Below are 26,506 nucleotides of genomic sequence, written 5' to 3'. Positions count from 1 at the left end.
GAACCGCCGGAGTCCGAGGCTGCGAGGGACGAGCAGGCGAAGGAGCTCCGGCCACAGGAACCGCCGGAGTCCCACGTCAGCCAGTGAGTTCGGCTGTGAGCTCCCCCACCGCGCGACCGGCCGCCGCAACACATGCGGGCACGCCGATACCGTCCAGATAACTGCCCGCGACGACCAGCCCGCGCGGCAGTCCGGCCCGCACCTCGGCCACCACCGCGGCGTGTCCCGGGCCGTATTGCGGCATGGCATCCAACCATCGGTGCACCAGCGCGTCCTCGGGTTCGACCGCTACGTCCAGTACCTCCGCGAGGTCGGCCACCGACCACGACAGCAGATCCTCATCAGAGGTGTCGCGGGCGATGGTGTCACCGAAACGGCCGAACGACAGCCGCAGCAGCTCACTGTTGCCCCGCCTGCCCCATTTGCGAGTGGACAGTGTCATTGCCTTGGCGCGCAACCGTTCTCCGCTCGCCACCAGCACACCCGAGCGCTGCGGCAGCGGGGTGCCGCCGGGAACCGCCAGCGCCACCACTGCCGAGGACGCCATCTCGATCCGGCTCGCGGCAGCCGCTGACCGCGGCGCCACCGAGGCCGTCAGCCGCGCGAACCGCGGGGCCGGCAGCGCCAGAACCACCCCGTCGGCACGCCATTGAGTGCCCTCGTCGTCACGCAACACCCAGCGGGTTCCGTCACGCTGTAACTCCTCGACCGCGGTGGCGACCCAGCGCAACCCACTCTGGGCCACCAACTCCCGCAAGAGCACCTCGTAACCGCCCTCGATCGCCCCGAACACCGGCGCACCGCTGTTCGGCGGCAGCACCGACCGCACCGCCTCGGTGAGGCTGCGGGCGCCACGATCCAGTGCACCGGCGACAGTGGGCACCGCGGCGCGCAAGCCGATGGTCGCGGCCGATCCGGCGTAGACGCCGGCGAGCATGGGATCCACCGACCGGGCCACCACCTGCACGCCGAACCGGTCCCCGACCAGCGCCGCTACCGTCGGATCAGCGCCCGGGCGCCAGTCGAGCGGCCGGGACGGTTCAACGGCCATCCGGCTCACGGTGGCGTCATCGGCGAGGCCGGCCATCGATGCCGCCGTGCTGGGGATCCCGTTGACGGTCTCGGTGGGCATGGCGTGTAGCCGCCGCTGCGCATAGATCAGCGGCCGAACGCCGGTGGTGCTGATCTGACGGGACGCCAGCCCCAGTTCCGCCAGCAGGGCGGGCACCTCGGGTCGTCGCACCACAAACGCCTCGGCCCCGACGTCCATGGGTTGGCCACCCAGCCGCTCGGTGCGCAGGATGCCGCCCAGGCGGTCCGCGGGGTCGAACAGAGTGATCTGCGCTTCCGGGCCCAGGCTGCGTCGCAAGCGGTAAGCGGCAGTCAGACCCGAAATACCGCCGCCCACAACACAGTACGAGCCACTCACAACGAGTGCACCAGCGCCACCAGGTCGGTGAGCACACCCGGATCGGTGCCGGGCAGCACGCCGTGACCGAGGTTGAAGACGTGCCCCGCCGCACCGGCGGCCACCGCCCGCCTGCCGTCCTCGACGACGGCACGGGCGCGCCGCTGGACCACGTCCCAACCTGCCAGCAGCGTCACGGGATCCAAGTTGCCCTGTAGGGCGGTGCCCGGGCGCACCCGCGTTGCGGCGTCGGCGAGTGAGGTGCGCCAGTCGACACCCACCACCCCGGCGCCCGCCTCGCCCATCGCGCCCAGCAGTTCCGCGGTGCCCACGCCGAAGTGCGTCATGGGGACACCGGCGCCGGCCAGTGTGGCGAACACGCGGGACGAGTGCGGCAGGACGTACTCACGGTAGTCGGCCAGCGACAACGTGCCCGCCCACGAGTCGAACACCTGGATGGCGTCCACCCCGGCCGCCAACTGAACCTGCAGGAATCCGATGGTGATATCGGTCAGCGCTGCCATCAGGGCATGCCAGGTGGCCGGCTCGCCGAGCATCATCGCCTTGGTGCGCTCGTGGTTCTTGCTGGGACCGCCCTCGACCAGGTAGGACGCCAAGGTGAACGGTGCGCCGGCGAAACCGATCAGCGGTACGTCACCGAGCGCGGCCACCAACAACGACACCGCCTCCGAGACCGGCGCGACCTGTTGCGGGTCAAGCGGTTTGACCGCCGCCACATCGTCTGCGGTACGGATGGGATGGGCGATCACCGGACCGACATCGGGCACGATGTCGAGGTCGATACCGGCTCCCCGCAGCGGCACCACGATGTCGGAGAACAGGATCGCCGCGTCCACCTTGTGCCTGCGGATCGGTTGCAGCGTGATCTCGGTGACCAGTTCGGCGTCGAAACAGGCGTCGAGCATCCGGTGGCTGGCGCGCAGCTCGCGGTACTCCGGCAACGAGCGGCCGGCCTGACGCATGAACCACACCGGCACCCGGGCGGGTGCGCGGCCGGTGGCGGCGGCCAGGTAGGGCGACTCGGGCAGCTCACGGCGGGTGTTCATCGCACTCCATGCTGCCATTGCGTGGACTTGACACCCAAAACGGCGCGCCTGCGCCCGCAGCCGGGTCAGGAGGGTTAGCGTCGGTGTGTGACTGTGGGCGAGCCTACCGAATTCCGGGCGGCGGTGGAGGCGATGAGTGCCGCGACCGTTCGACCGGAGATCGAGCTCGGCCCCATCCGGCCCCCGCAGCGTCTGGCGCCGTTCAGCTATGCGGTCGGCGCAGAGGTCAAGCATCCCGAAGCGGCCACGGTCCCGGAGACTTCCGACGGTGACGCGTTCGGGCGGCTGATCCTGCTGCACGACCCCGAGGGGTCCGACGCCTGGGACGGCACCATGCGGTTGGTCGCCTACATCCAGGCCGATCTGGACTCCAGCGAGGCGATCGATCCGCTGCTGCCCGAGGTGGCCTGGAGCTGGCTGGTCGACGCGCTGGAATCGCGCTCGGAGCACGTCACCGCCCTCGGCGGCACGGTGACGGCCACGACATCGGTGCGCTACGGCGACATCTCCGGCCCGCCGCGGGCCCATCAGCTGGAATTGCGCGCGTCGTGGACGGCCACCTCCCTGGACCTGGGCATCCATGTGCAGGCATTCTGCGAGGTTCTCGAGCATGCTGCGGGGCTGCCGCCCGTCGGGGTCACCGACCTCGGATCCCGGTCGCGCGCCTAGATGACGGCGCCCGAATCCGACGGCGTCGAAGACACGCCCGAACCCGAACCGGTACCACTGACCTCCCCTGCCGACGGTGTGCCCGAGGTGGCGGTGACCAAGTACGACATCGCCGCGGCTGCGGAGTTCCTGGCCGGCGGAGCGGGCCCGTTCGCCGTGGATGCGGAACGGGCGTCGGGATTCAAGTACTCCAATCGCGCCTACCTGATCCAGATCCGGCGCGCCGGGGCGGGCACCGTCCTGATCGACCCGGTAAGCCACGGCGGCGACTCGCTGGAGGTCCTCCGTCCGGTGGCCGACGTGCTCAGCCGCGACGAGTGGATCCTGCATGCGGCCGATCAGGATCTGCCCTGCCTGGCCGAGGTGGGAATGCGACCACCCGCGCTGTATGACACCGAACTCGCCGGCCGCCTGGCCGGATTCGACCGGGTCAACCTGGCGGCCATGGTGGCCCGCTTGTTGGGTCTGGGCCTGGCCAAAGGACACGGGGCGGCCGACTGGTCGAAGCGACCGCTGCCCCATGACTGGCTCAACTACGCCGCCCTCGACGTCGAAGTGCTGATCGAACTGCGGGCCGCCATCGCCGCGCTACTCGAAGACCAAGGCAAAACAGATTGGGCTGCACAGGAATTCGATCACCTGCGCACCTACGAAGCGCCGCCCACCCGGCGGGACCGCTGGCGGCGCACCTCCGGAATTCACAAGGTGCGCAATCCGCGCGCCCTGGCCGCGGTGCGCGAACTGTGGACTGCACGCGACGAAATCGCCCGCCGCCGCGATATCGCGCCCGGGCGGATCCTGCCCGATGCCGCGATAATCAGTGCGGCACAAGCGGACCCGAAGACGGTCGAGGAGTTGACTCAACTACCGGTGTTCGGCGGGCCGAAGCAGCGGCGCCACGCCAAGGTCTGGATGGACGCGCTGCGCGTCGCTCGGGACAACCCCGAACCACCGGCGTCCGGCGACTCGAACAACGGACCGCCACCGCCGGTGCGGTGGAGCAAACGCAAACCGGAGGCTGCGGCCCGTCTGGAGGCGGCGCGCGCCGGGCTCAGCGCACTGTCGGAGCGGGTCACGGTGCCCACCGAGAATCTGCTGTCCCCGGAGCTGGTGCGCCGCCTGTGCTGGGATTGGCGCGACCCGGCCGATCCCGCCGCCATCGCTCCCACCGTCGAGGCGTTCCTGCGCGACGGTGGGGCCCGGCGCTGGCAGCGGGACCTGACCGTCCCGGTACTGACGGCCGCCTTGACGCCGCCGCCCTGACGTTTGGCGCAATTGACGGCGGGGAAACCTCCCGTCCACCTGTGAAGCAAAGGACCCGGCGTGGCCGAGAAGAAGGAAACGCACGACGAGAAGGAGCGGCAGCGCTTCGCCGACCGGGTTCTGTCCGTTGCCGAGGACGCCGTCTACTGGGCCATCGCCGTCATTCTGATCGCCGGGTCGGTGGCCCTGCTGGTGGCTCAGGTGCGCACCATGTTCACCCTGCTGGACACCCCGACCGGCGACGTCATGCTGGAGTTGCTCGATGGCGTGCTGCTGATCTTCATCTTCGTCGAGTTGCTCTACGCCGTGCGCACCAGCTTGCGCTCGCATGAACTGGTGGCCGAGCCGTTCCTGATCGTGGGAATCCTGGCCTGTATCAAGGAGATCGTGGTGCAGTCCGTGGAGGCGGCCAAGATCGTCGGTCAAGGCCCAGAGTTCGCGCGCACCATCGTGCAGACCGGCGTGCTGGGGGCGCTGGTGCTGGTGTTGGCGGTGGCCGCTTTTGTGCTGCGCGAGCGGCGGGGCCAGATCAGTTCCGATGACGAGATAACCGGCGACTAGGTGCTCGTAGCTGATCCGCCCACGTCGTCGAACGCCGGAACACCCGACTCAGAGCGCCCGAAAGCGCGCTCTACTCGCCCTGTTCCGCCGAAACGTCGGTCTGGGTGAGAACGTCCGAATTGCCCAGAGCGGCAACCCAACCGGTGATCTGACGCGCAATGTTCTGCTCGGTCAGGCCGATCTGGTCGAACAGCTGGCTGCGCGAAGCGTGCGGCTGGAACTCCTGCGGCACGCCGACGTCACGGCACGGCACGTCGATCTCCCTGCGCCGCAACGCCGATGACACCGCCGAGCCGATACCACCGGCAACACCGTTGTCCTCCAGAGTGACAACCAGCTTGTGGGCGACGGCCAGTTCCGCGATCACCTCGGGGACCGGCAGCACCCAACGCGGGTCGACGACAGTGACGCCGATGCCCTGATTGCGGAGGCGTTCGGCGACAGCCAGCGCCATCGCCGCGAACGGCCCGACCGCGACCACGAGCACGTCATCGGAGAGTCCGTCGGCCGGACGGGCCAGCACGTCGACACCCGACACCCGCTCGATCGCCGAGATGTTCTTGCCGACATCACCTTTGGGGAACCGCAGCGCGGTGGGGCCGTCCTTGACAGCCAATGCTTCGCGCAGTTCCTCGCGCAGTGTGGCGGCATCACGGGGGGCGGCGACGCGCATACCCGGCACGATGCCGAGCATCGACAGGTCCCACATGCCGTTGTGGCTGGCGCCGTCGGGGCCGGTGATCCCGGCCCGGTCCAGAACCATGGTGACGGGCAGCTTGTGCAACGCCACATCCATCATCACCTGGTCGAAGGCACGGTTCAGGAACGTCGAATAGATGGCCACCACCGGGTGCAGCCCGCCCATGGCCAGGCCGGCAGCTGAGGTCATGGCGTGCTGTTCGGCGATTCCGACGTCGAACAGGCGGTCCGGGTAGCGCTGACCGAACGCGCTCAGCCCGGTGGGCCCGGGCATGGCAGCCGTGATCGCCACGACGTCGCGACGCTTCTTGGCGATCTTGATCAGTTCATCGGAGAACGCCGCGGTCCACCCCGGTGCGGACACCGTGGTGGCCAGCCCGGTCAGCGGATCGATGATCCCGGTGGCATGCATCTGCTCGGCCTCGTCGTTCTCGGCCGGCCCGTAGCCCATGCCCTTGCGGGTGGCCACGTGCACGATCACCGGCGCGTTGAACCCGCGGGCGCTGCGCAGCGCCGCTTCGACGGCGTGCTCGTCGTGTCCGTCGATGGGACCGACGTACTTCAAGCCCAGATCGGTGAACATCACCTGCGGCGACAACGCGTCCTTGATACCGGCCTTGACGCTGTGCATGCACTGATAGCAGAACTCGCCGATGACGGGCACCCCGCGCACGGCGCCACGGCCCTTCTCCAGCAGCCGCTCATACCCGGGCTGCAGACGCAGGGTGGCCAGGTGGTCGGCCAGTCCCCCGATGGTGGGGGCATAACTACGTCCGTTGTCGTTGACGACGATCACCACAGGCCGCCGCGAGGCGGCGATGTTGTTCAACGCCTCCCAGCACATACCTCCGGTGAGTGCACCGTCACCGACGACGGCAACCACGTGGCGGTTGCGGTGCCCGGTGAGTTCGAAGGCCTTGGCCAGGCCGTCGGCATACGACAGGGCCGACGACGCGTGGCTGGACTCCACCCAGTCGTGCTCGCTCTCGTCACGGCACGGATACCCCGACAACCCGTCCTTCTTGCGCAGACTGTCGAAATCCGCGCACCGGCCGGTGAGCATCTTGTGCACGTACGCCTGATGCCCGGTGTCGAAGATGATCGGGTCATGCGGGGAGTCGAAAACCCGGTGCAAAGCGAGGGTGAGTTCGACAACACCCAGGTTGGGGCCCAAATGACCGCCGGTTGCAGCTACCTTGTGAACCAGGAACTCGCGGATCTCAGCTGCCAGGTCACTTAGCTGAGACTGCGAGAGGTGCTGCAGATCAGCGGGACCGCGGATCTGATCAAGCATTCGGCCAGTCTACGCACGGAACCTGCGATCAGTCGCGATGAGCCTGGTAGATGTCGGGCACGCCGTCCCGGTCGGCGTCCGCGGTCTCCTTCTCGTGGATTCTGCGGTACACCCGGTTGCGACTCAGCAACACCACCGCGGCCAGCAGACCTGCGACGACGGAGCCAACCAGCACACCGATCTTGGTGTCGGCGGTCTCCTGCGTGCCGTACCCGAACGCCAGTTCGCCGATCAACAGCGACACGGTGAAGCCGATTCCGGCGAGCATCGAGACACCCAGCACATCACGCCAGGCCAGCTCGTCGTCGAGGTCGGCGCGGGTGAATCTGGCCAGGACAAATGTGGTGCCCAGAATGCCGATCGGTTTGCCCAACACCAACCCCGCGATCACCCCGATGGTCACCGGGTCCATCAACGCGTCGCCGAAGCCCGCCAGCCCACCCACCGTCACACCGGCGGCGAAGAATGCGAAGACCGGCACCGCGAAGCCCGCCGACAACGGCCCCACCAGGTGTTCCATCCGCTCCGCGCACGCGTGGCGGCCGAGCACCGGCACGGTGAATCCGAGCAGCACCCCGGCGACTGTGGCATGCACGCCGCTGGCGTGCACCAGCGCCCACGCCACTACGCCGAGCGGCAGCAGCAGCCACCACCTGGCGAAGCCCCGTTGCACGGCGAATGCGAACAAAGCGATCGGGATCAGAGCCAGAGCCAGCGGCGCCGGTGACACCTCATCGGTGTAGAACACCGCGATCACCGTGATGGCCAGCAGATCGTCGACCACGGCCAGGGTCAGCAGGAATGTGCGCAGGGCACTCGGCAGATGGGTGGAGATCACGGCCAGGACGGCCACCGCGAACGCGATGTCGGTGGCGGTGGGCACCGCCCAGCCGGCCAGCGTGTCCGACGACCCGCTGCCGACGTTGACGGCCACGTAGACGAGTGCCGGGACCACCATGCCGCCCACCGCGGCCAGGATCGGCAGCGCGGCTCGGGCGGGGTCGCGGAGGTCGCCGGCGACGAACTCGCGCTTGAGCTCGAGACCGACGACGAAAAAGAACACCGCGAGCAGGCCGTCGGCCGCCCACGCCGCGATGGACAGATCGAGATGCAGCGCCGCCGGCCCGATCCGGAACTCGGATACGTCGTGGTAGAGGCCCGACCATGGGGAGTTGGCCCAGATCAACGCCGCGGCCGCGGCAATCAGCAGCAGCACACCGCCCACGGTTTCCTGACGCAGCACCTCGGTCAGGCGTTTGGTCTCCGGCCACGAGCCGCGGGTGAACAGGCGTGCTGCGGCGCGGGTGGGTTTCTGGTCGGACACGTCTACTCCCGGGTGTAGGCAGAGCTCAGGGCAACTTCGCCGACCAGACTTCCCGGCACACCGTGTTTTCGTCCGAGAGTCTAACGGCCGGAGTCCGAGGCTGCGAGGCACGAGCAGGCGAAGGAGCTCCGGCCCCAAACCCACGGCCGGAGTCCGAGGCTGCGAGGCACGAGCAGGCGAAGGAGCTCCGGCCCCAAACCCACGGCCGGAGTCCGAGGCTGCGAGGCACGAGCAGGCGAAGGAGCTCCGGCCCTGATCTACCGGGTCAGCAGGGCCACGCACTCCACGTGATGCGTCAGCGGGAAGGCGTCGAACACCGTCAGTTCCTGCACCTGGTAGCCGTGCTTGCGGTACAGCCCGATATCGCGGGCGAACGACGCCGCCTCACAACCGATGTGCACCACCCGCGGCACCTCGGCCGCCGCCAGGGTGTCGATCACCTCGCGGCCGGCGCCTGTCCGCGGCGGGTCCAACACGGCCACCGCCGCTCTCCGCTGATGCGCCAGTGCCCGCCGCACCGAGTCGGTGACGAAGTGCACCTGCGTCAGGTCGGCGAGCGCCGCCCGCCCGGCCCGTGACGCCGACCGTGAGGTGTCCACGCTGATGACGCGCCCGCGCTCGCCCACGGCATCGGCCAGCGCAGCGGCGAACACACCCGCGCCGCCGTAGAGGTCCCAGGCGGTCATCCCCGGCTCCGCGGCCGCCCAGGAGGTCACCAGCCGGCTGTAATGGGCAGCGGCGTGGCGGTGCGCCTGCCAGAACGCCGTCGCCGGGAGCCGCCAGATGCGCGGCCCTACGCGCTGGGTGGTCTCGTACTCCCCCTCCACCGCGCGGGTGCGCCGCTGCGGGCCACCGCAGACCACATGCCGGTCGCCGTCGTCGTCGACGACGACATGCACCTGATCACCGGCGCGGATGGCGTCTTCGGGCAGCTCGGCCAGCATCCGGTCGGGCAGCTGACCACAGCGCAGGTCGGTGACCAACTCGGCGCTGTGGTAGCGGTGAAAGCCGGGCCGCCCGTCGGCGCCCGCCTCCAACCGCACCCGGGTGCGCCAGCCCGTCGCACCGGCGTCGCCCACCTGCTGCGCGGGTCCCGACCACTCGAAGCCGCCGAGCCGCTGCAACTGATTGGCCACCACCTCACCCTTGACGGCCCGCAGCGCGGCGGGGTCGACAAAGGCCATGTCGCAGCATCCTGAGCCGTGCACCCCGGCGATCGGGCACAGCGAGGGCACCCGATCCGGTGACGGGTCGAGCACTTCGAGAGCCTCTGCGTGCCAATATGCTCCGCGTTCATCGGTGATGTGCGCCCGCACCGTCTCCCCCGGTAGGGCGTAGCGCACGAACACCACCCGGCCGTCATGGCGGGCAACACAACTGCCACCGTTGGCGGCCGCGCCGACGGTCAATGTCAGTTCGGTCATTCCAGGAATCCCCGGCGCGCGTCACCCGGCGCCGACTGCGGCTCCAACTTCTTCAACCTCTCCGACGAATTCAATTGCCACGGAACAGAAGTCACCATCACGTTGGGTTCGAACAGCAGCCGCCCCTTGAGTCGCAACGCGCTCTGGTTGTGCAGCACCTGTTCCCACCAATGACCCACCACGTATTCGGGGATGAAGACGGTCACGACGGTGCGGGGCGACTCCTTGCCGATGCGCTTCACGTAGTCGAGCACCGGGCGGGTGATCTCGCGGTACGGCGAGGCGATCACCTTCAGCGGGACCGACACATCGCTTTCCTCCCACTTGTGTACCAGCTCACGGGTTTCGGCGTCGTCGACGCTCACCGTGATGGCCTCCAGCACATCCGGGCGCGTCGCGCGCGCATAGGACAGCGCCCGCAGCGTCGGCAGATGCAACTTGGACACCAGCACCACCGCGTGGTTGCGGCTGGGCAGCACGATCGAGCCGTCCTGTTCGGCTTCCTGCTCGGCCAGTTCACGGGCCACCGTCTCGTAGTGGCGGTGGATCAGCTTCATCATGACGAAGAAAGTCACCATCGCCGCGATGGCAATCCAGGCTCCGGCGACGAACTTGGTGATCAGCACCACCACCAGAACCGATCCGGTGCACAGTAATCCGATGGTGTTGATGATCCGGGAGCGAAACATCTTGGAACGCACCTGCTCGTCGGTCTCGGTGCGCAGCAGCCGGGTCCAGTGCCGCACCATGCCGATCTGGCTCAGCGTGAACGACACGAACACCCCGACGATGTAGAGCTGGATCAGCGCTGTCACCTCGGCGTTGAACGCGACCACGAAGGCGATGGCCGCCATGGCCAGGAACAGGATGCCGTTGGAGAACGCCAAGCGGTCACCGCGGGTGTGCAGCTGGCGCGGTAGGTAGCGGTCCTGAGCCAGGATCGAGCCCAGCACCGGGAAACCGTTGAACGCGGTGTTGGCGGCCAGGATCAGGATCAGCGCCGTGACGATGGTGATCAGCAGGAAGCCCAGGTGGAAGCCACCGAACACCGTTTCCGCCAGCTGCGCCACCAGGGTCTTCTGGTGATAGTCGGCAGGGGCGCCCTCGAGCTGGGTGGCGGGATCGTCGACGATCTGCACGCCCACCCTCTCGGCGAGCAGGATGATTCCCATCAGCAGGGCGACCGAGATACCGCCGAGCATCAGCAGGGTGGTTGCGGCGTTGCGGGACTTCGGCTTTCGGAACGCCGGCACCCCGTTGCTGATGGCCTCCACGCCGGTGAGCGCCGCGCAGCCCGACGAGAACGCCCTGGCCACCAGGAACACCATCGCCAGGCCCAGCACGTCGTCGGACTCGGCATGCATCTCGAAGGCCGCGGACTCCGCCTGCAGTGGATCACCGAGCACGTAGATGCGGAACAGCCCCCACCCGAGCATCACGAACATGCCGACGATGAACGCGTACGTGGGGACGGCGAACGCGATTCCCGACTCCCGGATACCGCGTAGGTTCATCCCCATCAGCAGCAGGATCGCCAGGACGGCGAAGAGCACCTTGTGCTGGGCGATGAACGGCACCGCCGATCCGATGTTGGACATCGCCGAGGCCATCGAGACGGCCACGGTCAGCACGTAGTCCACCAGCAGCGCGCTGGCCACCGTCAGCCCCGCCGTCGGGCCCAGGTTGGTGGTGACCACCTCGTAATCGCCACCGCCGGAGGGATAGGCGTGCACGTTCTGCCGGTAGCTTGCGACCACGATCAACATCACGAACGCCACCGCCAGCCCGATCCACGGCGTCAGGGCATACGCGGACAACCCCGCCACCGACAGCACCAAGAAGATCTCTTCGGGGGCGTAGGCCGTGGATGACATGGCGTCGGATGCGAACACCGGCAGCGCGATCCGCTTGGGCAGCAGGGTGTGCCCCATGCTGTCACTGCGGAACGGCCGACCCAGAACCAACCGGCGAGTGGCGGTCGAAAGCTTGGACACGAGGTCCAAGGGTATGCCCATGCACGATTGGCGGTAGCGTTCCGCGTACGGTCAGTTCACCGCGAGTGGGCAGGCGACCTGTCACAGGGAACCAGCCGAAAGGACGCCAGGTGCGAGTAGTGGTGATGGGATGCGGCCGCGTGGGTGCCGCACTCGCCGACGGATTGGCCCGCATCGGCCACGATGTGGCCATCATCGATCGGGAGAGCACGGCATTTCAGCGACTTTCGCCCGACTTCCCGGGTGACCGGGTGCTCGGGATGGGCTTCGATCGCGACGTCCTGCTACGCGCCGGCATCGAAGAGGCCGGCGCCTTCGCGGCGGTGTCCTCCGGCGACAACTCCAACATCATCTCGGCACGGGTGGCCCGTGAGACCTTCGGCGTGCGCAAGGTGGTGGCTCGTATCTACGACGCCAAACGCGCCGCGGTCTACGAACGCCTCGGCATCCCCACGGTTGCCACCGTGCCCTGGACCACCGACCGGTTGCTCAACGCCCTCACCGGGGACACGGAGACGGCCCGCTGGCGCGACCCCACCGGCACCGTCTCGGTGGCCGAAGTGGTGTTGCACGAACAGTGGGTCGGGCGCCGGGTGACCGACCTCGAGGCGGCCACCGGTGCGCGCGTGGCCTTCCTGATCCGGTTCGGCACCGGAATCCTGCCCGAGCCCAAAACCGTGATCCAGGCCAGCGACCAGGTTTACATCGCCGCGGTGTCGGGGCGCGCCGCCGAGGCGATGGCCATCGCGGCGCTGCCGCCCAGTGAGGAGGCAGGCCAATGAGGCGCGGTGACGACGAACCCGCAGACGCAATCCAGGGGCAGGAGCGCCGCCGATGAGAGTTGCCATTGCCGGCGCCGGCGCCGTAGGGCGTTCGATCGCCCGTGAGCTCGTCGAGAACGGCCATGACGTCACCCTGATCGAGCGCAATGCCGAGCACATCGACGTCGACGCCATTCCCGCCGCCCACTGGCGGCTCGGCGACGCCTGCGAGCTGTCCCTGCTGGAGTCGGTGCGCGCCGAGGATTTCGACGTGGTGATCGCAGCCACCGGGGACGACAAAGCCAACGTGGTGCTCTCGCTGTTGGCCAAGACCGAGTTCGCGGTCTCCCGCGTGGTGGCCCGGGTCAACGATCCGCGCAACGAGTGGTTGTTCGACGAGGCCTGGGGCGTGGACGTGGCAGTGTCCACCCCGCGCATGTTGGCCTCGCTGGTGGAAGAAGCCGTTGCGGTCGGCGACCTGGTGCACATCATGGAGTTCCGCAAGGGTGAGGCCAACCTGCTGGAGATCACCCTGCCCGACGACACCCCGTGGGGTGGTAAGCCGGTGCGCAAACTGGACCTGCCCCGGGATGCGGCGCTGGTGACGATCCTGCGGGGCAACCGGGTGATCGTGCCGCAGTCCGATGAACCTCTCGAGGGCGGCGACGAGCTGCTGCTGGTGGCCTCCCCCGAGGTCGAAGGCGATCTGCGCGCGCTGCTGCTGCCCGCGGGGGCGCAGAACTCCTAGAGCCTCAGCGGCCCCGGTCCAGACAGCGCGCGCTGTCCACCGGCGCCACCGACGCGGTGGTGGGTGGGGTGCGGATTCCGGCGGCGGAGATCAACCCGGCCGTCGCAAACAGCACCGCGGTCACCAGCATGCCGCGCTGGAATCCGGCGAAATCGATTGTGCTGCCCACGATCACGGACATGAAGGCGATTGCGATCAGTCCCGCGATCCGGGACACCGCGTTGTTGACGGCCGACCCGATACCGCTGTGCACCGGGTCGACGGCGCCGAGCACGGTCGCCGTCAGCGGCGACACCGTCATCGTCAGGCCAAGGGCGAACAGCACCAGGCCGGGCAACAACTGGGTCCAGAAGTCGAAATCCGCGTTCACGCGGGCCATCAGGGCGAAGCCCACCGCGGCGATCAGCGGGCCCGCCGCCATGTACACGCGCGGCCCGTGCCGGCCCGCCAACGCACCGAACCGCGCCGCCAGGAAGAACGACAGCACCGGCACCGGCAGCGTGGCCAGCCCGGCCTGGGTGGCGCTCAAATGCACTGTCTCCTGGAGGAACAGCGTCACCAGCAGCATCCCCAGCGACACCCCGGCGTAGAGGAACACCGTCGCCGCGTTGGCCACCGCGAAGTTGCGGGATCCGAAGATCGACAGCGGCATCATCGGATGACGGGCCCGGCGCTCCCAGAACGGGAACGCCGCCAGAGCGCTGATGCCGGCGACGAACGCACCCACCACCAGCGGATGCGACGGCCCCAGCCGCTGCTGTTCGATGAGCGCGAAGACGGTGCCCGTCAACCCCAGTGCGGCCAGCGCCGCTCCGAGACCATCGACATCGCGGATGCTGCGGGCGGCGGGCGCCGGGTGTGGGGCCAGCCGGGCGCTCAGATACAGGGTGAGCACCACCGGGGGCAGGTTGACCGCGAAGATCCATCGCCAGTTCAGGGCGTCCACCAGCACACCACCCAGCAGCGGGCCCACCACGAAAGCGGTCCCGGTCCAGGCCGTCCAGATGCCGATGGCTCTGGCCTGCTCCGGCCCGCTGAACCGCTCGTTGAGCATGGCCAGCGAACTGGGCACCAGGAATGCCGCACCCACACCCTGCAGGCAGCGCGCCGCGATGAGCAGTGCCCCGTTCGGCGCCACCGCGCACAGCAGCGAAGCCAGCGCGAACAACACCAGACCGGCCCGCAGTACCGCGAGTCGGCCGAACGCATCGGAGACGGCGCCGGCCACCAGGATGAGTGCGCCCAGAGCCAGCAGATAGCCGTCGACCACCCACTGTTGCAAACTCAGGCCGCCGCCGAGATCGGTGGAGATGGCCGGCAGGGCGAGGTTGACCACCGAGCCGTCGAGGAACGCGACGAACGACGCCAGGATCGTGACGGCGATCAGCGCCCGGCCGGCCGGGTCGCGGCCGGCCATCGCTAGTCGGGCTGCCGTGCGGTACCGGTCTCCAGATCGGGCTGCGGCGCCGGTTCGGCCGGTTCAGCGGCCTCGATGGCCCGCTGGGCTGCCTTGATCGCGAAGTAGGTGACCAGCGCGGCGATCGCGGTCAGGGGCCAGCCCATCGCGATGCGGGCGAAGCCCAGCCAGCCGGTCTGGTCGGCGTCGTAGAGGTGGTTCTGCACCACGAAACGGGACGCGAACACCAGCACCCAGGTCAGCGTCGCGAGATCGAAGGCCCGCACGGCACCGCGTACCGAGCGCCAGTCCTTGCCCTTGCCGCCGACCCAGCTCCACAGGTAGCCCGCCACCGGGCGGCGGATCAGCACCGACACCGCGAACACCACAGCCCACAGCAGCGACATCCAGATGCCGTAGAGGAAATACCCTTTCGCCTCCCCGACCAGGTAGGCGATCAACGCGCAGAATCCCACGCCGATGAACCCCGACACCGCCGGCTGTACCGATTCCTTGCGGACCAGCCGCCACACCAGGATCAGCGCGGCGATGGCCAGCGCGGACACGATGGCGGGCACCAGGCCGAAGGCCGACGAGACGGGTACGAACGCGACGACCGGCAGCGAGGAGTAGATCAGACCGCTGACGCCGCCCATCTGGTCCATCAGGGCCTGAGCGCTGGTGCGGGTCTCCGCTTCCTGGCTGGTGTTGTCTTCGGTCACCGCTGAATCTCGTAGTGCGGGTTGTAGATCGCCTTGCCGCCGTTGTCGAGCTTGCCGACCCGGCCGTGCACCCGCAACGTGCGCCCGGAGTCGATACCCGGGATGCGGCGCTGCCCCAGCCACACCAACGTCACCGTGTCGGTGCCGTCGAACAGTTCGGCTTTGACGCCACCGGCACACCCCTTGGCGTTGGCCTCGACGCTTCGCAGCGTCCCCACCATCGTGACCTCCTGGCCACGCTGGCAGTCGATAGCGCGCTGTGCGCCGGTGACGGCCGCTTCGTCCGTCAATTCCTCGGCGTCCCGCTGCTCGGGATCCTCCGTCAAGCGACGGGTGAGCCGACGCAGATAACCTTCGGCCGCAGCCATGGTCACTCCTGACATTCCAGCAGATTCACAGTGCCAACGACACGGTAGACCTGTTGGTTCCCTATTGCCACGCCGCACCCCGGCCAAACCTTCACTTTCCGCCGATACCAGGCACGATCAACCACATGGCTGTTGATCTGCGCGGTGTGTCGACCGTTCTGCTGCCTGGCACGGGCTCCGACGACGACTACACCTACCGCGCCTTCGCCCAGGCACTTCACAGCGTTGGTGCCGTGCCACTGCCGCACGCGCCACAGCCCGGCCGGCTGATCGCGGGCTACCGCCAGGCGCTCGACGACGCCGCCCGGGAAGGCCCCATCGCGGTGGCTGGGGTGTCGCTGGGCGCTGCGGTCGGTGCCGCGTGGGCCATCGCCCACCCGGACCGGATTGTCGCGGTGTTGGCGGCGCTACCGGCGTGGACGGGCCCCCCGGACACGGCGCCCGCGGCGCAAGCCGCGTTGCACTCGGCGCAGGAATTGCGGCGCGACGGCCTGGTGGCCGCGACCGCGCGGATGCGTGACTCCAGCCCGGTCTGGCTGGCTGATGAACTGACCCGCTCCTGGGTGGGCCAGTGGCCGGATCTGCCCGACGCGATGGAGGAAGCCGCCCGGTACGTCGCGCCCACCAGTGGTCAGCTCGAGACGCTACGCGCCCCGATGGGCGTGGTGTCGGCCACCGACGATCCCGTGCACCCGCTGGAAGTCGGCGTGGAATGGGTGGCTGCGGCTCCGCATGCCGCGCTGCGCACGGTCACACTCGACGAATTCGGCCACGACCCCGCCGTGCTCGGCGCGGCTTGTCTGGCCGCGCTGACCGACATCTCGGCCTGATTACGCACTCCGCGCGCGAGTCGCTCGTCGGTCAGTGCCCGATTCGACCGACTCCTCCCCGCGCACTCCGCAAGCTCCGCGCGCGAGTCGCTCGTCGGTCAGCCGCCCGTGATCGTGCTGCGCAGCTGCTGCATGGCCGATCCCTGCGCGCTACGTCGAGCGGCCGGCGTCGGCGGCTGCTGACCCGCCTGCTGTTGACCGGCGCCCTGCTGCTGCTGGGCGGCCTGCTCGGCGGCGGCGCGCAGCTGTGCGGCCATCGGTTCGGGCAGTTGCACCGGCAGTGGCGTACGCACCGGCAGCGGAGTGCTGTCGCGACGAACCACGGTGTCGGCCAAAGCCTTTCGCGCCTCCACCGTCAACGCCTCGATGGTCTCGTGGCCGGCGTTGACCACGCAGCGGATCATCCACCGGTAGCCGTCGACGCCGATGAAACGCACCGCACCGGAGGCGGCCCCGACCACCTCACGGCCCCACGGACCGGACTCGATGCTCACCTGCGCGGTGTCCTTGCGCAGCGACTCGGCCAGTTCACCGGCCACCTCCCGCCACAGCCCCGCGCTCTTGGGGGCGGCGTAGGCCGCGATGGTGAAGCGGCCGTTGGGCGTCACCACCCACACAGCGCTCGGCACACCGGTCTGGCTCAGCTCGACCTGTACCTGCCCGGCAGCCGGCATCGGGATGAGCACCGAGCCCAGATCCAGCCGACCGACCTTGGCCACCTCGGGGTCGTCGAAATCCTCGATGTCGAACGGGCCGTCGAGGTCGTCACCGACCGCAGCCGCGCTTTCCGTGGCCTCGACCGCGTCGTCGCCCGGCTCTTCTTTGTGGTGTTTTCCGAATGCCATCACAAGCTCGAATGTCCTCCCGATGAGCCGTGGCCGCCTTCGCCACGGGTGGTGTCCCCCAAACCCGCCTCGTCGAAGGACGAGACCTCGACAAGTTCGGGTAGCTCGACGCGCTGCACTATCAGCTGCGCTATCCGGTCGCCCCGGCTGATCACGATCGGTGCCACCGGATCGAGATTGATCAACGAGACCTTGATCTCACCGCGGTAGCCGGCATCGATGGTGCCGGGGCTGTTGACGATCGAAAGGCCCACGCGCGCAGCCAAACCCGATCGAGGATGGATCAGACCGACCATGCCGACGGGGATCGCGACCGCGACGCCGGTGGGCACGAGGGCGCGGTGGCCGGGCGCCAGTTCCACATCCTGGGCGCTGAAAAGGTCCACGCCGGCGTCACCTTCGTGGGCGCGGCTGGGCAGAGGCAGTTCCTGGTCCAGACGGACCACCGCCAGGCGGGTCGACACGAGGCATGAGACTACTCTTGGCCCGGTGGCGGGAACGCGTGAGACCTCGCAGACGGTGCGCTACCGCGAGCGTCTGTGGGTGCCTTGGTGGTGGTGGCCATTGGGATTCGGCTTGGCCGGACTGATTGCCTTGGAGGTCAATCAGGGCGTTCAGGGGCTCCCCGACTGGGTGGCGTTCGCGGTGCTGTTCGGGGTAGCCGCTGCAGCACTGGTGTGGTTGGGACGCTCCGAGGTGGCGGTGATCTCCACCGGCGGCACCACCGAACTGTGGGCCGGGCAGGCGCACCTACCCGCGTCGGTGATTTCCCGGTCGGCGGAGATTCCGCGGACGGCCAAGTCAGCCGCCATGGGCCGGCAGCTCGATCCGGCGGCCTACGTGCTGCACAAGGGCTGGGTGGGGCCGATGGTCCTGGTGGTCCTCGATGACCCCGACGACCCCACCCCGTACTGGCTGGTCAGCTGCAGGCACCCTGAGCGAGTGCTGTCCGCGCTGCGCAGCTGACGGACGTCGCAACCTCGGACTCAGGCGGCGCAGTCGCTGCAGATCATCATCCCGTTCTTCTCGCTGGCGAGGCGGCTGCGGTGATGAACGAGGAAGCAGCTCGAGCAGGTGAACTCGTCGGCCTGCTTGGGCACGACGCGGACGGACAACTCTTCACCGGACAGGTCGGCACCAGGCAACTCGAACGATTCGGCGGTTTCGCCCTCGTCGACGTCGACTACGGCCGACTGCGCTTCGTTCCGCCGCGCCTTGAGTTCCTCCAACGAATCCTCGGAAACGTCATCGGTCTCATTGCGCCTTGGAGCGTCATAGTCGGTAGCCATCGTCTTCTTCCCCTCTTGGTTCCCCGCTCGCAAGCCTTGCCAGCAGAGCTTTGTACCAGTGCCGAACGCTTCCGCCAAACGATTCGTGCCCGGAACACCCTCCGTTCAAGTGTGATTTACATCACACTTGAACGGAGCCGGCGGTCCGTCGAAGCGCCGACGACCTCTAGAGTGCAGGCGTGGTCGCGCACATCACCGAAGGCACAGCATTCGACAAGCGGGGTTTGCCGTTCCGGCGCCGCAACATCTGGCCCGGCATCGTCGTGGCCGCAGTCCTCGCGGTGATCACCGGCCTGGTCTGGACCATCGCCTTGACCCGGCCGCCTGAGGTGGTCGAGGCCGCCGTGTGCAATCCGCCGCCCCCGCCTGCCGACCCCGCCACCCCCAAGTTGGGGCAGCAGGTCGCCAGCACCGACATGGCGGGCGTCGAACCGGCCAAACTCGTCGACACCAAGATCACCGTGCTCAACGCCAGCGGTCAGGGCGGCCAGGCCGCCGAGGTGTCCGGCGAGCTTCGCGACCTCGGGTTCGCCCAGCCCACGGCCGCCAACGACCCGATCTACGCCTCGACCCGCCTGACCTGCCAGGGCCAGATCAGATTCGGCCCGTCCGGGGAGGCCGCCGCCGCAGCGGTGTGGCTGGTGGCGCCGTGCACCGAACTGTTTCGCGACGAGCGCGACAACGACACCGTCGACCTGGTGATCGGCACCGACTTCACCGAGCTGACCCACAGCGATGACATCGACGCGGTACTGGCCGGCCTGCAGCCCGACGCCACCGAGCCGGCCGATCCCGCGTTGCTGACCAAGATCCACTCGGCCAGCTGCTGACCCCTACTCGGGGATGGGCCCCAGGGCGCCCAGCCGGTCCAGCACACCGTGGAACTCGGCGGCCACACCGGGTGCGGCGGCCACCAGCAACTGCGCGGGCTCAGAGGGAAAGAGCATGTGCGCACCGGCCTCAGCCGCCACCAGCGCTCCCGCTGCCCAGTCCCACACGTTGAGCCGGTGCTCGTAGTACAGATCGAGCCGGCCCGCAGCCACCATGCACAGGTCCAGCGCAGCAGAACCGATCCGGCGCACATCACGCACCGACGGCATCACCTGCGACAGCAGCACCCCCTGCGCCGCCCGCCGGTTCGGCGCGTACCCGAAACCGGTGCCCAGCAGCGCCATCGACAGATCGCCGACGGCATTGCACCGCAATGCCCTTCGCCCCGCGGGTCCTTCGACATGCGCGCCCTGGCCCAGGGCCGCCGAGTACACCTCACCGGAAACCACATCGGCCACCGCGCCCGCCACGGACACGCCATCCACCTGGGCGGCGACCGAGACGCCATAGGCGGGGATGCCGTAGACGAAGTTCACCGTGCCGTCGATGGGATCGAGCACCCAGGTGACGGCACCGGCGGGCACGCCGGCGGCCGGGCCGCCGCCTTCCTCGCCCAGCACCGGATCGCCCGGACGAAGCTGAGCCAGCCGGTCCCGAAGCAGTCGTTCGGTTTCGGTGTCGACGATCGTGACCGGGTCGGTGGGCGTGCTCTTGGCGCGCACGGCGCCGGTTGCGACCTCACCGTCGGCGGCTTCCGGTGAGTCCCCGAACACCTCGGCGCGTCGGCGCCGGACGAACACCGCGGCCTCGGTGGCGATCTGTCGCGCCACATCACGCAAGTGGGCGAGATCACCGGCACCGAGTGCGGCACTCGGCGCTGCGGGGTGGGCGGATTCGGGCGTCGAGCTCTGCGAAGTCACCCCACTATCGCAACACACGATGCACACCCGGTGACACTGCCACCAAGTGGGCGTCGACACACTAAGGTGTGGATCGCCTACCGCCAGCCACGCCAGGAGCACAGCAATGACTGCACCCGATACGTCTTCCTCTGCGCAGCGCCGCGGCTTCGGCATCGACGTCGGAGGTAGCGGCGTCAAGGGTGGCATCGTCGACCTCGAAACCGGCCTGCTGATCGGCGAGCGTTTCAAGCTGCCCACGCCGCAGCCGGCCACACCGGAGGCGGTCGCCCAAACCGTCGCCGCGGTGGTCAGGGAGTTCGGCTGGGACGGGCCCCTGGGTGTCACCTACCCGGGTGTGGTCACCAACGGGGTGGTGCGCACCGCGGCCAACGTGGACAAGGCGTGGATCGGCACGCAGGTCAACGAGATCATCAGCGGCGCACTCAACGGCCAGGACGTCACCGTGCTCAACGATGCCGACGCCGCCGGACTGGCCGAGGAACGTTTCGGCGCGGGTAAGGACAACACCGGGGTCATCGTGTTGCTCACGTTCGGGACCGGCATCGGGTCGGCGGTCATCCACAACGGGGTGCTCCTACCCAACACCGAGTTCGGTCACCTGGAGGTCGGCGGCAAAGAGGCCGAACACCGGGCCGCCTCATCGGTCAAAGAGCGCAAGGAGTGGAGCTACGAGCGCTGGACCAAAGAGGTGACCAGGGTGCTGATCGCCATCGAGAACGCGATCTGGCCTGATCTGTTCATCGCCGGCGGCGGAATCAGCCGCAAAGCCGACAAATGGATTCCGCTGCTCGAGAACCGCACCCCGGTGGTTGCTGCGGCGCTGCAGAACACGGCCGGAATTGTCGGCGCGGCGATGGCCTCGCAAGGTGACGTCACCCACGGAACACACTGATAGCGGCGAAAATTTTGCCTGCTCGGCGCGGAGCAGGCCGTCTCAGTAGTTACAATGGTCGAGGCGGCCGCCACACGGATAGCGGCGAAACTCCTCCCGAGACTGACGCCGAATAATTCCGATAGCCGACGCTTTCGGTGGCGCTTGCCCATAGCCACCGAAAGTCAGCAAGACCGAAAGGGTGTACGTGGCAGCGATAAAAGCAAGCCCGGCAACCGAAGACACAGTTCCCAGCGCTGTGCAGGATCCTGCGGCAGGCGCCGCAGTAGCGCCCGCCAAGAAGGCTCCCGCCAAACGGGCCACCAAGGCCCCGGCCAAGCGGGCCACCAAGGCCAAGGCCGACGGCGCGCCGGCGCGGGGTCGCCCCAAGAAGGCAGCTCCCAAGGCCGAGGGCGATGACTCCGGCGACGCCGAAGAGATCGACACCCTCGACGACGACCTGGAAGCCGAACCGGGCGATGAACTCGAAGACGGCGACCTCGAACTCGAAGACGAGATCGAGGACGACGACGCCGACGGTGACGAAGCCGAGGGTGAGGGTGTGGCCGCAGGCGTCACCCCCGCGAAGCCGGCCACCGAAGGCGAGGAAGAGGAGATCTCCGAGCCGTCGGAAAAGGACAAGGCCTCCGGCGACTTCGTCTGGGACGAGGAAGAGTCCGAGGCGCTGCGGCAGGCCCGTAAGGACGCCGAACTCACCGCCTCCGCCGACTCGGTACGTGCGTACCTCAAGCAGATCGGCAAGGTGGCGCTCCTCAATGCCGAGGAGGAGGTCGAGCTCGCCAAGCGCATCGAGGCCGGCCTCTACGCCACCCAGTTGATGGCGGAGCTGTCCGACAAGGGCGAGAAGCTGCCCGCCGCGCAGCGCCGCGACATGATGTGGATCTGCCGCGACGGCGACCGCGCCAAGAACCACCTGCTCGAAGCCAACCTGCGTCTGGTCGTCTCACTGGCCAAGCGCTACACCGGTCGCGGCATGGCGTTCCTGGACCTGATCCAGGAGGGCAACCTCGGTCTGATCCGCGCGGTGGAGAAGTTCGACTACACCAAGGGCTACAAGTTCTCCACGTACGCCACGTGGTGGATCCGTCAGGCCATCACCCGCGCCATGGCCGACCAGGCCCGCACCATCCGTATCCCGGTGCACATGGTCGAGGTCATCAACAAGCTGGGCCGTATCCAGCGCGAGCTGCTGCAGGACCTGGGCCGCGAGCCCACGCCCGAGGAACTCGCGAAGGAAATGGACATCACGCCGGAGAAGGTGCTGGAGATCCAGCAGTACGCGCGTGAGCCCATCTCCCTGGACCAGACCATCGGCGACGAGGGTGACTCGCAGCTCGGCGACTTCATCGAGGATTCCGAGGCCGTGGTGGCCGTCGATGCGGTGAGCTTCACCCTGCTGCAGGATCAGCTGCAGTCGGTGCTGGAGACGCTCTCCGAGCGTGAAGCCGGCGTGGTCCGGCTGCGGTTCGGTCTCACCGACGGTCAGCCCCGCACGCTCGACGAGATCGGCCAGGTCTACGGCGTCACCCGCGAGCGGATCCGTCAGATCGAGTCGAAGACCATGTCAAAGCTGCGCCACCCCAGCCGTTCTCAGGTGCTGCGCGACTACCTGGACTAGAAACTCGTCTTGTTCTTGTCATAGCGGCGGTTGTCCCCCACCGAGGGACAACCGCCGCTATCGTTACGCCACGTGCCCGCTCCCCCGAAAACCCCGCCGGCCTGGCTGATCAACGGCGTCGGCAGGGTGCGCGCCGGGCTCGGTTTCCTGCTCCGCGCGACGGCCCCGGCGAGTATCACCGTTGTCGAGCTGGCTCAAGGGGCGTGGGTCACCCAGGCGTTGCACGTCGCGGTCGAGCTGGGTATCGCCGACACTCTGGCAGGCGGCGCGCTGACGGCCGACGACGTGGCCCGCCGGGTGGGCGCGAACCCCGATGCCACTTTCCGCTTGATGCGGGCGCTGGCCAGCCAGGGGATCTTCAAGCTCAGGCGAGATGGTCGCTTCGCTCTGACCGCCGCGGGCAACACATTGCGAACCGATGCCGATGGCTCCATGGCACCCATGCTCGCGATGTTGGGCAGCCCGCCGCACTGGGAGCATTGGGGCGAATTGCTGCACTGTGTGCAGACCGGCCAGACCGCGGTTGAAAAGCTGCGCGGCACACAGCTTTTCGAGTACCTGGACGCCCATCCGGAGTACGCTCGGGTCTTCAACGATGCCATGACCGCCGTCTCGGCCATGGCGATCACTGCCGCGGTGCCGGCATACGACTTCACGCCGCGCCGCCTCGTCGTCGACGTGGGCGGCGGTCACGGCGCATTGCTGGCCGCCGTCCTGGCTGCGGCTCCGGGGGCCCGCGGGGTGCTCTACGACTTGCCCTCGGTGGTGGCCGACGCCGGGCCGGCTTTCGAGACCGCCGGGGTGAGCAGCCGTGCCACCTCCGAGGGCGGGTCGTTCTTCGAACGCGTGCCCGAGGGCGCCGACACGTATCTGCTCAAAGCGATCATCCATGACTGGGACGACGAACGGGCGCTGACGATCTTGCGCAACATCCGCACCGCGATCGCCGAGGACGGCGTGGTGCTGTTGTTCGAGATGGTCTTGCCCCAGGGCGCTCCCCCGCACCCGGGTCTGTTGCTGGATCTGGAGATGCTGGTCAATTCCGGCGGTCGCGAACGCACCGCGGGCGAGTACGCAACGCTGTTGTCGCGAGCCGGCTTTCGACAGACGCGGGTCATCCCGACAGCAGGGCCGTTGTCGCTCGTCGAGGCTCGGCCGGTCTAGGCGTGCGGCAGAACATCTCCTCCGGGGCGGAGTACGAACGCGTCGTCGGCTACTCGCGGGCGGTCCGCACCGGGCCGTTCGTGGCGGTGGCGGGTACCACCGGCGCCGGAGCCGACATCGCCGCGCAGACGCGTGACGCGCTGGACCGTATCGCGGCGGCCCTCGAGCAGGCCGGTGCGCGACTGTCCGATGTGGTCCGCACCCGGATGTTCGTCACCGACATCTCGCTGTGGCCTGAGGTGGCCGCCGTGCACGCGGAGTACTTCGCGGCCATCGGCCCGGTGGCCACCATGGTCGAGGTCAGTGCACTCATCGCGCCGGACCTGCTGATCGAGATCGAGGCGGACGCTTACGTCGACGGGTCCGACTGACCCACGGTCAGCGGCGGAAACGTGCCGTCGGGGCCGGGTAGGTAGGCGGTGATACTTCTCACAGCCGCCACCGGCATGGGTGCGTACAAATGTGGGAACAACATCGCTTCCGGATCGCCCGGTACCCCCGGCTCCCAGCGCAGCGGCCCCATCAGCAGCTCTGGAGTCAGGTACAGCAGTACCAAATCGGTGCGCCCGGAGAACAACCGGTTCGCCGGCAGGTGTACCTGCTCAGGCGTTGAAAGATGGATGAAGCCGATGTCGGTCAGTGATGCAGGACGGTACTCCGCTCCCGATGAAGCGGCCGCCCATTCGTCTGCACCGCACAGATGCACCAGAACCGCGGAAGTGTTGGTCACGTTCCCACCTTGCCGTAATGAAACGGATCCGGGGTGAGACACGACACACCGGTGAACGCCTCGGGAACAAGGCCGGAACCGAAAACGTCTGAGACAGTAGAAACCACGCGAGAAACGGAGGAGCCATGAACGCAACTCTGACCAGTCCCGAGTTGACCCGGGCTGATCGCTGCGACCGTTGCGGTGCTGCCGCCCGTGTCGTTGCGAAACTGCCTTCAGGAGCCGTGCTGTTGTTCTGCCAGCACCACGCAAACGAGCACGAGGCCAAGCTTGTCGAGTTGGCCGCGGTGCTGGAGGTCAGCTCAGCCGAGCTGTAGGTCCACCCGGCGCGCCGGGGCCGCTGCTAGGCATTAACGGCTGCGGTCAGGGATGCTGGACACCGACATGAGTGACCAGCGCACGAAGCCTTCTCGCCACCACATCTGGCACATCACCAAGCGCACGCTCTCCAAGGCGTGGGACGATTCGATCTTCTCCGAAGCCGCGCAAGCGGGGTTCTGGTCGGTCCTGTCGCTGCCGCCGCTTCTGCTCGGCATGCTCGGAAGCCTGGCCTACATCGCACCGTTGTTCGGGCCGGACACCCTGGTCACCATCGAGAACCAGCTGATCGCGACCACCAGCAGCTTCTTCTCGGAGAACATCGTCAACGAGATCATCGAACCGACGATCCGCGACATCGTCGCGGGTGCGCGGGGTGAGGTGGTGTCGCTGGGCTTCGTGATCTCCCTGTGGGCCGGCTCGTCGGCCATCTCGGCCTGGGTGGACTCGATCGTCGAGGCTCACGATCAGACTCCGCTACGACATCCGGTGCGGCAGCGGTTCTACGCGCTGGGGCTCTACGTGGCCGGTCTGCTGATCGTGATCGCCTCGGCACCGTTCGTGGCACTGGGCCCCCGCAAGATCGCCGAGTACATCCCGGACAGCTGGGACGACGTGCTGCAGTACGGCTATTTCCCGGTGCTCATCGTGAGCCTGCTGATCTTGGTGACGGTGCTGTACCGGTTGTCGTTACCGGAGCCGCTGCCGACGCATCGACTGTTGGTCGGCGCCGTGCTGGCGACGGCGGTCTTCCTGGTGGCGACCGTCGGCCTGCGGGTGTACCTGAGTTCGATCACCAAGACCGGCTACACCTACGGCGCGTTGGCGACACCCATCGCGTTCCTGTTGTTCGCATTCTTCCTCGGCTTCGCCATCATGATCGGCGCCGAGCTCAATGCCGCGATCCAGGAGGAATGGCCGGCGCCGCAGACCCACGCCAACCAACTGCGGTTCTGGCTCAAGCGGAAAGCTGCGGAGAAGAACGGCACCGCGGCCCCGGCCGACACCGAGACACCGGACGCGGCGCTGCCGCCATCCCGCAAACCGGGTGAGCCGCCGATCGACGGCCAGCTCGACCTGCACGCCCAGCCGTGAGGCCGGGCGGGCTCAGCCCTTCTTGAGGGTTTCGTAGATGCGTTTGCAGTCGGGGCACACCGGAGAGCCCGGCTTGGCCGACTTGGTGACCGGGAAGACCTCGCCGCACAACGCGACGACGTGCGTGCCCATCACCGCGCTTTCGGCGATCTTGTCTTTCTTGACGTAATGGAAGAACTTGGGCCGGTCGCTGTCGGTGCCGTCGTCGGTCCGTTCGTCAGCATCGGTCCGTTCGAGGGTGTCGGTCTGCATACGCCTATTCTGCCGAGAAAA

At 68.2% G+C, this 26,506-nt stretch carries 29 protein-coding genes; 14 read left to right on the top strand and 15 right to left on the bottom strand.

What is annotated here, in order from left to right; all coding sequences use genetic code 11:
* Positions 1-76: 76 nt before the first annotated feature.
* Together NL241_RS14955 and hemE are read right to left on the bottom strand one after the other, a co-directional pair.
* Positions 77-1,429, bottom strand: coding sequence for a protoporphyrinogen oxidase (locus tag NL241_RS14955; RefSeq protein ID WP_494397939.1), 1,353 nt, complete (start codon positions 1,427-1,429; stop codon positions 77-79).
* Complete coding sequence (gene hemE, locus NL241_RS14950) at positions 1,426-2,475, bottom strand: uroporphyrinogen decarboxylase (RefSeq protein ID WP_487692578.1); 1,050 nt, start codon at positions 2,473-2,475, stop codon at positions 1,426-1,428. The genes NL241_RS14955 and hemE overlap by 4 nt, the downstream gene beginning before the upstream one ends.
* 87 nt (positions 2,476-2,562) lie before the next feature.
* Between hemE and NL241_RS14945 the strand changes: the two genes are divergently transcribed.
* Genes NL241_RS14945 through NL241_RS14935 form a run of 3 tightly spaced genes read left to right on the top strand, consistent with a single transcriptional unit; the run spans position 2,563 to position 4,968 of the window.
* Positions 2,563-3,144, top strand: coding sequence for a DUF3000 domain-containing protein (locus NL241_RS14945; RefSeq protein ID WP_487692577.1), 582 nt, complete (start codon positions 2,563-2,565; stop codon positions 3,142-3,144).
* Positions 3,145-4,407, top strand: coding sequence for an HRDC domain-containing protein (locus NL241_RS14940; RefSeq protein ID WP_494397938.1), 1,263 nt, complete (start codon positions 3,145-3,147; stop codon positions 4,405-4,407).
* 60 nt (positions 4,408-4,467) lie between these two features.
* Complete coding sequence (locus tag NL241_RS14935) at positions 4,468-4,968, top strand: phosphate-starvation-inducible PsiE family protein (protein ID WP_487692575.1); 501 nt, start codon at positions 4,468-4,470, stop codon at positions 4,966-4,968.
* A gap of 70 nt (positions 4,969-5,038) precedes the next feature.
* Here the strand turns inward: NL241_RS14935 and dxs are convergent, their stop codons facing one another.
* The 4 genes from dxs to NL241_RS14915 all read right to left on the bottom strand — a co-directional run bounded on the left by dxs (position 5,039) and on the right by NL241_RS14915 (position 11,703).
* Positions 5,039-6,961 (bottom strand): 1-deoxy-D-xylulose-5-phosphate synthase, encoded by a 1,923-nt coding sequence (dxs, locus tag NL241_RS14930; protein ID WP_487692574.1) that lies wholly within the window; start codon positions 6,959-6,961, stop codon positions 5,039-5,041.
* A 28-nt stretch (positions 6,962-6,989) separates the two neighbouring features.
* Positions 6,990-8,285 carry a Na+/H+ antiporter NhaA gene (gene nhaA, locus NL241_RS14925; RefSeq protein ID WP_487692573.1) on the bottom strand — a complete coding sequence of 432 codons (1,296 nt, stop codon included), beginning with the start codon at positions 8,283-8,285 and terminating at the stop codon, positions 6,990-6,992.
* Positions 8,286-8,542: 257 nt separating this feature from the next.
* Entirely contained in the window at positions 8,543-9,709 is a 1,167-nt protein-coding gene (locus tag NL241_RS14920; RefSeq protein WP_494397937.1) for a class I SAM-dependent RNA methyltransferase, read from the bottom strand.
* On the bottom strand, positions 9,706-11,703 hold the full coding sequence (locus NL241_RS14915) for an APC family permease (protein WP_487692571.1): 1,998 nt from the start codon (positions 11,701-11,703) through the stop codon (positions 9,706-9,708). The genes NL241_RS14920 and NL241_RS14915 overlap by 4 nt, the downstream gene beginning before the upstream one ends.
* A gap of 110 nt (positions 11,704-11,813) precedes the next feature.
* Between NL241_RS14915 and NL241_RS14910 the strand changes: the two genes are divergently transcribed.
* Entirely contained in the window at positions 11,814-12,485 is a 672-nt protein-coding gene (locus tag NL241_RS14910; protein ID WP_487692570.1) for a potassium channel family protein, read from the top strand.
* Between the two features lie 52 nt (positions 12,486-12,537).
* Complete coding sequence (locus tag NL241_RS14905; protein ID WP_487692568.1) at positions 12,538-13,212, top strand: potassium channel family protein; 675 nt, start codon at positions 12,538-12,540, stop codon at positions 13,210-13,212.
* A gap of 4 nt (positions 13,213-13,216) precedes the next feature.
* Here NL241_RS14905 and NL241_RS14900 read toward each other — a convergent pair whose 3' ends face one another.
* From NL241_RS14900 to NL241_RS14890, 3 genes are read right to left on the bottom strand one after another with little or no spacing between them, the layout of a single operon-like run.
* Positions 13,217-14,629 carry an MFS transporter gene (locus NL241_RS14900; protein ID WP_487692567.1) on the bottom strand — a complete coding sequence of 471 codons (1,413 nt, stop codon included), beginning with the start codon at positions 14,627-14,629 and terminating at the stop codon, positions 13,217-13,219.
* Between the two features lie 2 nt (positions 14,630-14,631).
* On the bottom strand, positions 14,632-15,273 hold the full coding sequence (locus tag NL241_RS14895; protein ID WP_487692736.1) for a DUF3159 domain-containing protein: 642 nt from the start codon (positions 15,271-15,273) through the stop codon (positions 14,632-14,634).
* A 53-nt stretch (positions 15,274-15,326) separates the two neighbouring features.
* Positions 15,327-15,698: an OB-fold nucleic acid binding domain-containing protein gene (locus tag NL241_RS14890; RefSeq protein WP_487692566.1), complete on the bottom strand. Its 372-nt coding sequence runs from the start codon at positions 15,696-15,698 to the stop codon at positions 15,327-15,329.
* A 125-nt stretch (positions 15,699-15,823) separates the two neighbouring features.
* Here NL241_RS14890 and NL241_RS14885 point away from each other — a divergent pair, with 125 nt between their 5' ends.
* Positions 15,824-16,528: a serine aminopeptidase domain-containing protein gene (locus NL241_RS14885; protein WP_487692565.1), complete on the top strand. Its 705-nt coding sequence runs from the start codon at positions 15,824-15,826 to the stop codon at positions 16,526-16,528.
* A 98-nt stretch (positions 16,529-16,626) separates the two neighbouring features.
* Here NL241_RS14885 and NL241_RS14880 read toward each other — a convergent pair whose 3' ends face one another.
* On the bottom strand, positions 16,627-17,373 hold the full coding sequence (locus tag NL241_RS14880; protein ID WP_494397936.1) for a DUF3710 domain-containing protein: 747 nt from the start codon (positions 17,371-17,373) through the stop codon (positions 16,627-16,629).
* Positions 17,373-17,837 carry a dUTP diphosphatase gene (gene dut / locus NL241_RS14875; RefSeq protein ID WP_487692563.1) on the bottom strand — a complete coding sequence of 155 codons (465 nt, stop codon included), beginning with the start codon at positions 17,835-17,837 and terminating at the stop codon, positions 17,373-17,375. Before dut ends, NL241_RS14880 begins: the two co-directional genes overlap by 1 nt.
* A gap of 25 nt (positions 17,838-17,862) precedes the next feature.
* Between dut and NL241_RS14870 the strand changes: the two genes are divergently transcribed.
* Complete coding sequence (locus tag NL241_RS14870; RefSeq protein WP_487692562.1) at positions 17,863-18,339, top strand: DUF3093 domain-containing protein; 477 nt, start codon at positions 17,863-17,865, stop codon at positions 18,337-18,339.
* A 20-nt stretch (positions 18,340-18,359) separates the two neighbouring features.
* Here NL241_RS14870 and NL241_RS14865 read toward each other — a convergent pair whose 3' ends face one another.
* On the bottom strand, positions 18,360-18,662 hold the full coding sequence (locus NL241_RS14865; RefSeq protein WP_487692560.1) for a DUF4193 domain-containing protein: 303 nt from the start codon (positions 18,660-18,662) through the stop codon (positions 18,360-18,362).
* 179 nt (positions 18,663-18,841) lie between these two features.
* Here NL241_RS14865 and cei point away from each other — a divergent pair, with 179 nt between their 5' ends.
* Positions 18,842-19,492: an envelope integrity protein Cei gene (cei, locus tag NL241_RS14860; protein WP_487692559.1), complete on the top strand. Its 651-nt coding sequence runs from the start codon at positions 18,842-18,844 to the stop codon at positions 19,490-19,492.
* A 3-nt stretch (positions 19,493-19,495) separates the two neighbouring features.
* Here cei and NL241_RS14855 read toward each other — a convergent pair whose 3' ends face one another.
* A complete protein-coding gene (locus NL241_RS14855) occupies positions 19,496-20,332 on the bottom strand; it encodes an inositol monophosphatase family protein (protein WP_494398313.1) in 837 nt (278 codons plus the stop codon).
* Between the two features lie 187 nt (positions 20,333-20,519).
* Between NL241_RS14855 and ppgK the strand changes: the two genes are divergently transcribed.
* From ppgK to NL241_RS14835, 4 genes are all read left to right on the top strand, one after another.
* Complete coding sequence (gene ppgK / locus NL241_RS14850; RefSeq protein WP_487692557.1) at positions 20,520-21,308, top strand: polyphosphate--glucose phosphotransferase; 789 nt, start codon at positions 20,520-20,522, stop codon at positions 21,306-21,308.
* 187 nt (positions 21,309-21,495) lie between these two features.
* A complete protein-coding gene (locus NL241_RS14845) occupies positions 21,496-22,926 on the top strand; it encodes an RNA polymerase sigma factor (RefSeq protein WP_487692555.1) in 1,431 nt (476 codons plus the stop codon).
* 72 nt (positions 22,927-22,998) lie between these two features.
* Complete coding sequence (locus NL241_RS14840) at positions 22,999-24,090, top strand: methyltransferase (protein ID WP_494397935.1); 1,092 nt, start codon at positions 22,999-23,001, stop codon at positions 24,088-24,090.
* A gap of 2 nt (positions 24,091-24,092) precedes the next feature.
* Positions 24,093-24,461 (top strand): RidA family protein, encoded by a 369-nt coding sequence (locus NL241_RS14835; protein WP_487692552.1) that lies wholly within the window; start codon positions 24,093-24,095, stop codon positions 24,459-24,461.
* On the opposite strand, the gene NL241_RS14830 is transcribed toward NL241_RS14835, so the two are convergent.
* Positions 24,440-24,820 (bottom strand): DUF952 domain-containing protein, encoded by a 381-nt coding sequence (locus tag NL241_RS14830; protein WP_487692551.1) that lies wholly within the window; start codon positions 24,818-24,820, stop codon positions 24,440-24,442. The genes NL241_RS14835 and NL241_RS14830 overlap by 22 nt on opposite strands.
* A 125-nt stretch (positions 24,821-24,945) precedes the next feature.
* On the opposite strand from NL241_RS14830, the gene NL241_RS14825 reads away from it, so the two are divergent.
* Positions 24,946-25,137, top strand: a complete 192-nt coding sequence (locus NL241_RS14825) for a DUF7455 domain-containing protein (RefSeq protein ID WP_487692550.1) — start codon at positions 24,946-24,948, stop codon at positions 25,135-25,137.
* Between the two features lie 67 nt (positions 25,138-25,204).
* Entirely contained in the window at positions 25,205-26,233 is a 1,029-nt protein-coding gene (locus NL241_RS14820) for a YihY/virulence factor BrkB family protein (protein WP_494397934.1), read from the top strand.
* Positions 26,234-26,245: 12 nt separating this feature from the next.
* Here NL241_RS14820 and NL241_RS14815 read toward each other — a convergent pair whose 3' ends face one another.
* Positions 26,246-26,485, bottom strand: a complete 240-nt coding sequence (locus NL241_RS14815; protein ID WP_487692547.1) for a DUF3039 domain-containing protein — start codon at positions 26,483-26,485, stop codon at positions 26,246-26,248.
* Between the last annotated feature and the right edge of the window lie 21 nt (positions 26,486-26,506).

This window comes from Mycolicibacterium sp. SMGY-1XX (genome assembly GCF_059132455.1).
The sequence above is the reverse complement of the archived record's forward strand: the minus strand, read 5'-3'. Positions and strand labels throughout refer to the sequence as shown.

Coding starts and splice junctions, on each gene's coding strand:
- NL241_RS14815 (WP_487692547.1), bottom strand. CDS start 26,485: ATGCAGACCGACACCCTCGAACGGACCGATGCTGACGAACGGACCGAC.
- NL241_RS14885 (WP_487692565.1), top strand. CDS start 15,824: ATGGCTGTTGATCTGCGCGGTGTGTCGACCGTTCTGCTGCCTGGCACG.
- NL241_RS14895 (WP_487692736.1), bottom strand. CDS start 15,273: ATGGACCAGATGGGCGGCGTCAGCGGTCTGATCTACTCCTCGCTGCCG.
- dxs (WP_487692574.1), bottom strand. CDS start 6,961: ATGCTTGATCAGATCCGCGGTCCCGCTGATCTGCAGCACCTCTCGCAG.
- NL241_RS14905 (WP_487692568.1), top strand. CDS start 12,538: ATGAGAGTTGCCATTGCCGGCGCCGGCGCCGTAGGGCGTTCGATCGCC.
- NL241_RS14890 (WP_487692566.1), bottom strand. CDS start 15,698: ATGGCTGCGGCCGAAGGTTATCTGCGTCGGCTCACCCGTCGCTTGACG.
- NL241_RS14900 (WP_487692567.1), bottom strand. CDS start 14,629: ATGGCCGGCCGCGACCCGGCCGGCCGGGCGCTGATCGCCGTCACGATC.
- NL241_RS14880 (WP_494397936.1), bottom strand. CDS start 17,373: ATGGCATTCGGAAAACACCACAAAGAAGAGCCGGGCGACGACGCGGTC.
- NL241_RS14920 (WP_494397937.1), bottom strand. CDS start 9,709: ATGACCGAACTGACATTGACCGTCGGCGCGGCCGCCAACGGTGGCAGT.
- NL241_RS14820 (WP_494397934.1), top strand. CDS start 25,205: ATGAGTGACCAGCGCACGAAGCCTTCTCGCCACCACATCTGGCACATC.
- hemE (WP_487692578.1), bottom strand. CDS start 2,475: ATGAACACCCGCCGTGAGCTGCCCGAGTCGCCCTACCTGGCCGCCGCC.
- ppgK (WP_487692557.1), top strand. CDS start 20,520: ATGACTGCACCCGATACGTCTTCCTCTGCGCAGCGCCGCGGCTTCGGC.
- NL241_RS14825 (WP_487692550.1), top strand. CDS start 24,946: ATGAACGCAACTCTGACCAGTCCCGAGTTGACCCGGGCTGATCGCTGC.
- NL241_RS14865 (WP_487692560.1), bottom strand. CDS start 18,662: ATGGCTACCGACTATGACGCTCCAAGGCGCAATGAGACCGATGACGTT.
- NL241_RS14940 (WP_494397938.1), top strand. CDS start 3,145: ATGACGGCGCCCGAATCCGACGGCGTCGAAGACACGCCCGAACCCGAA.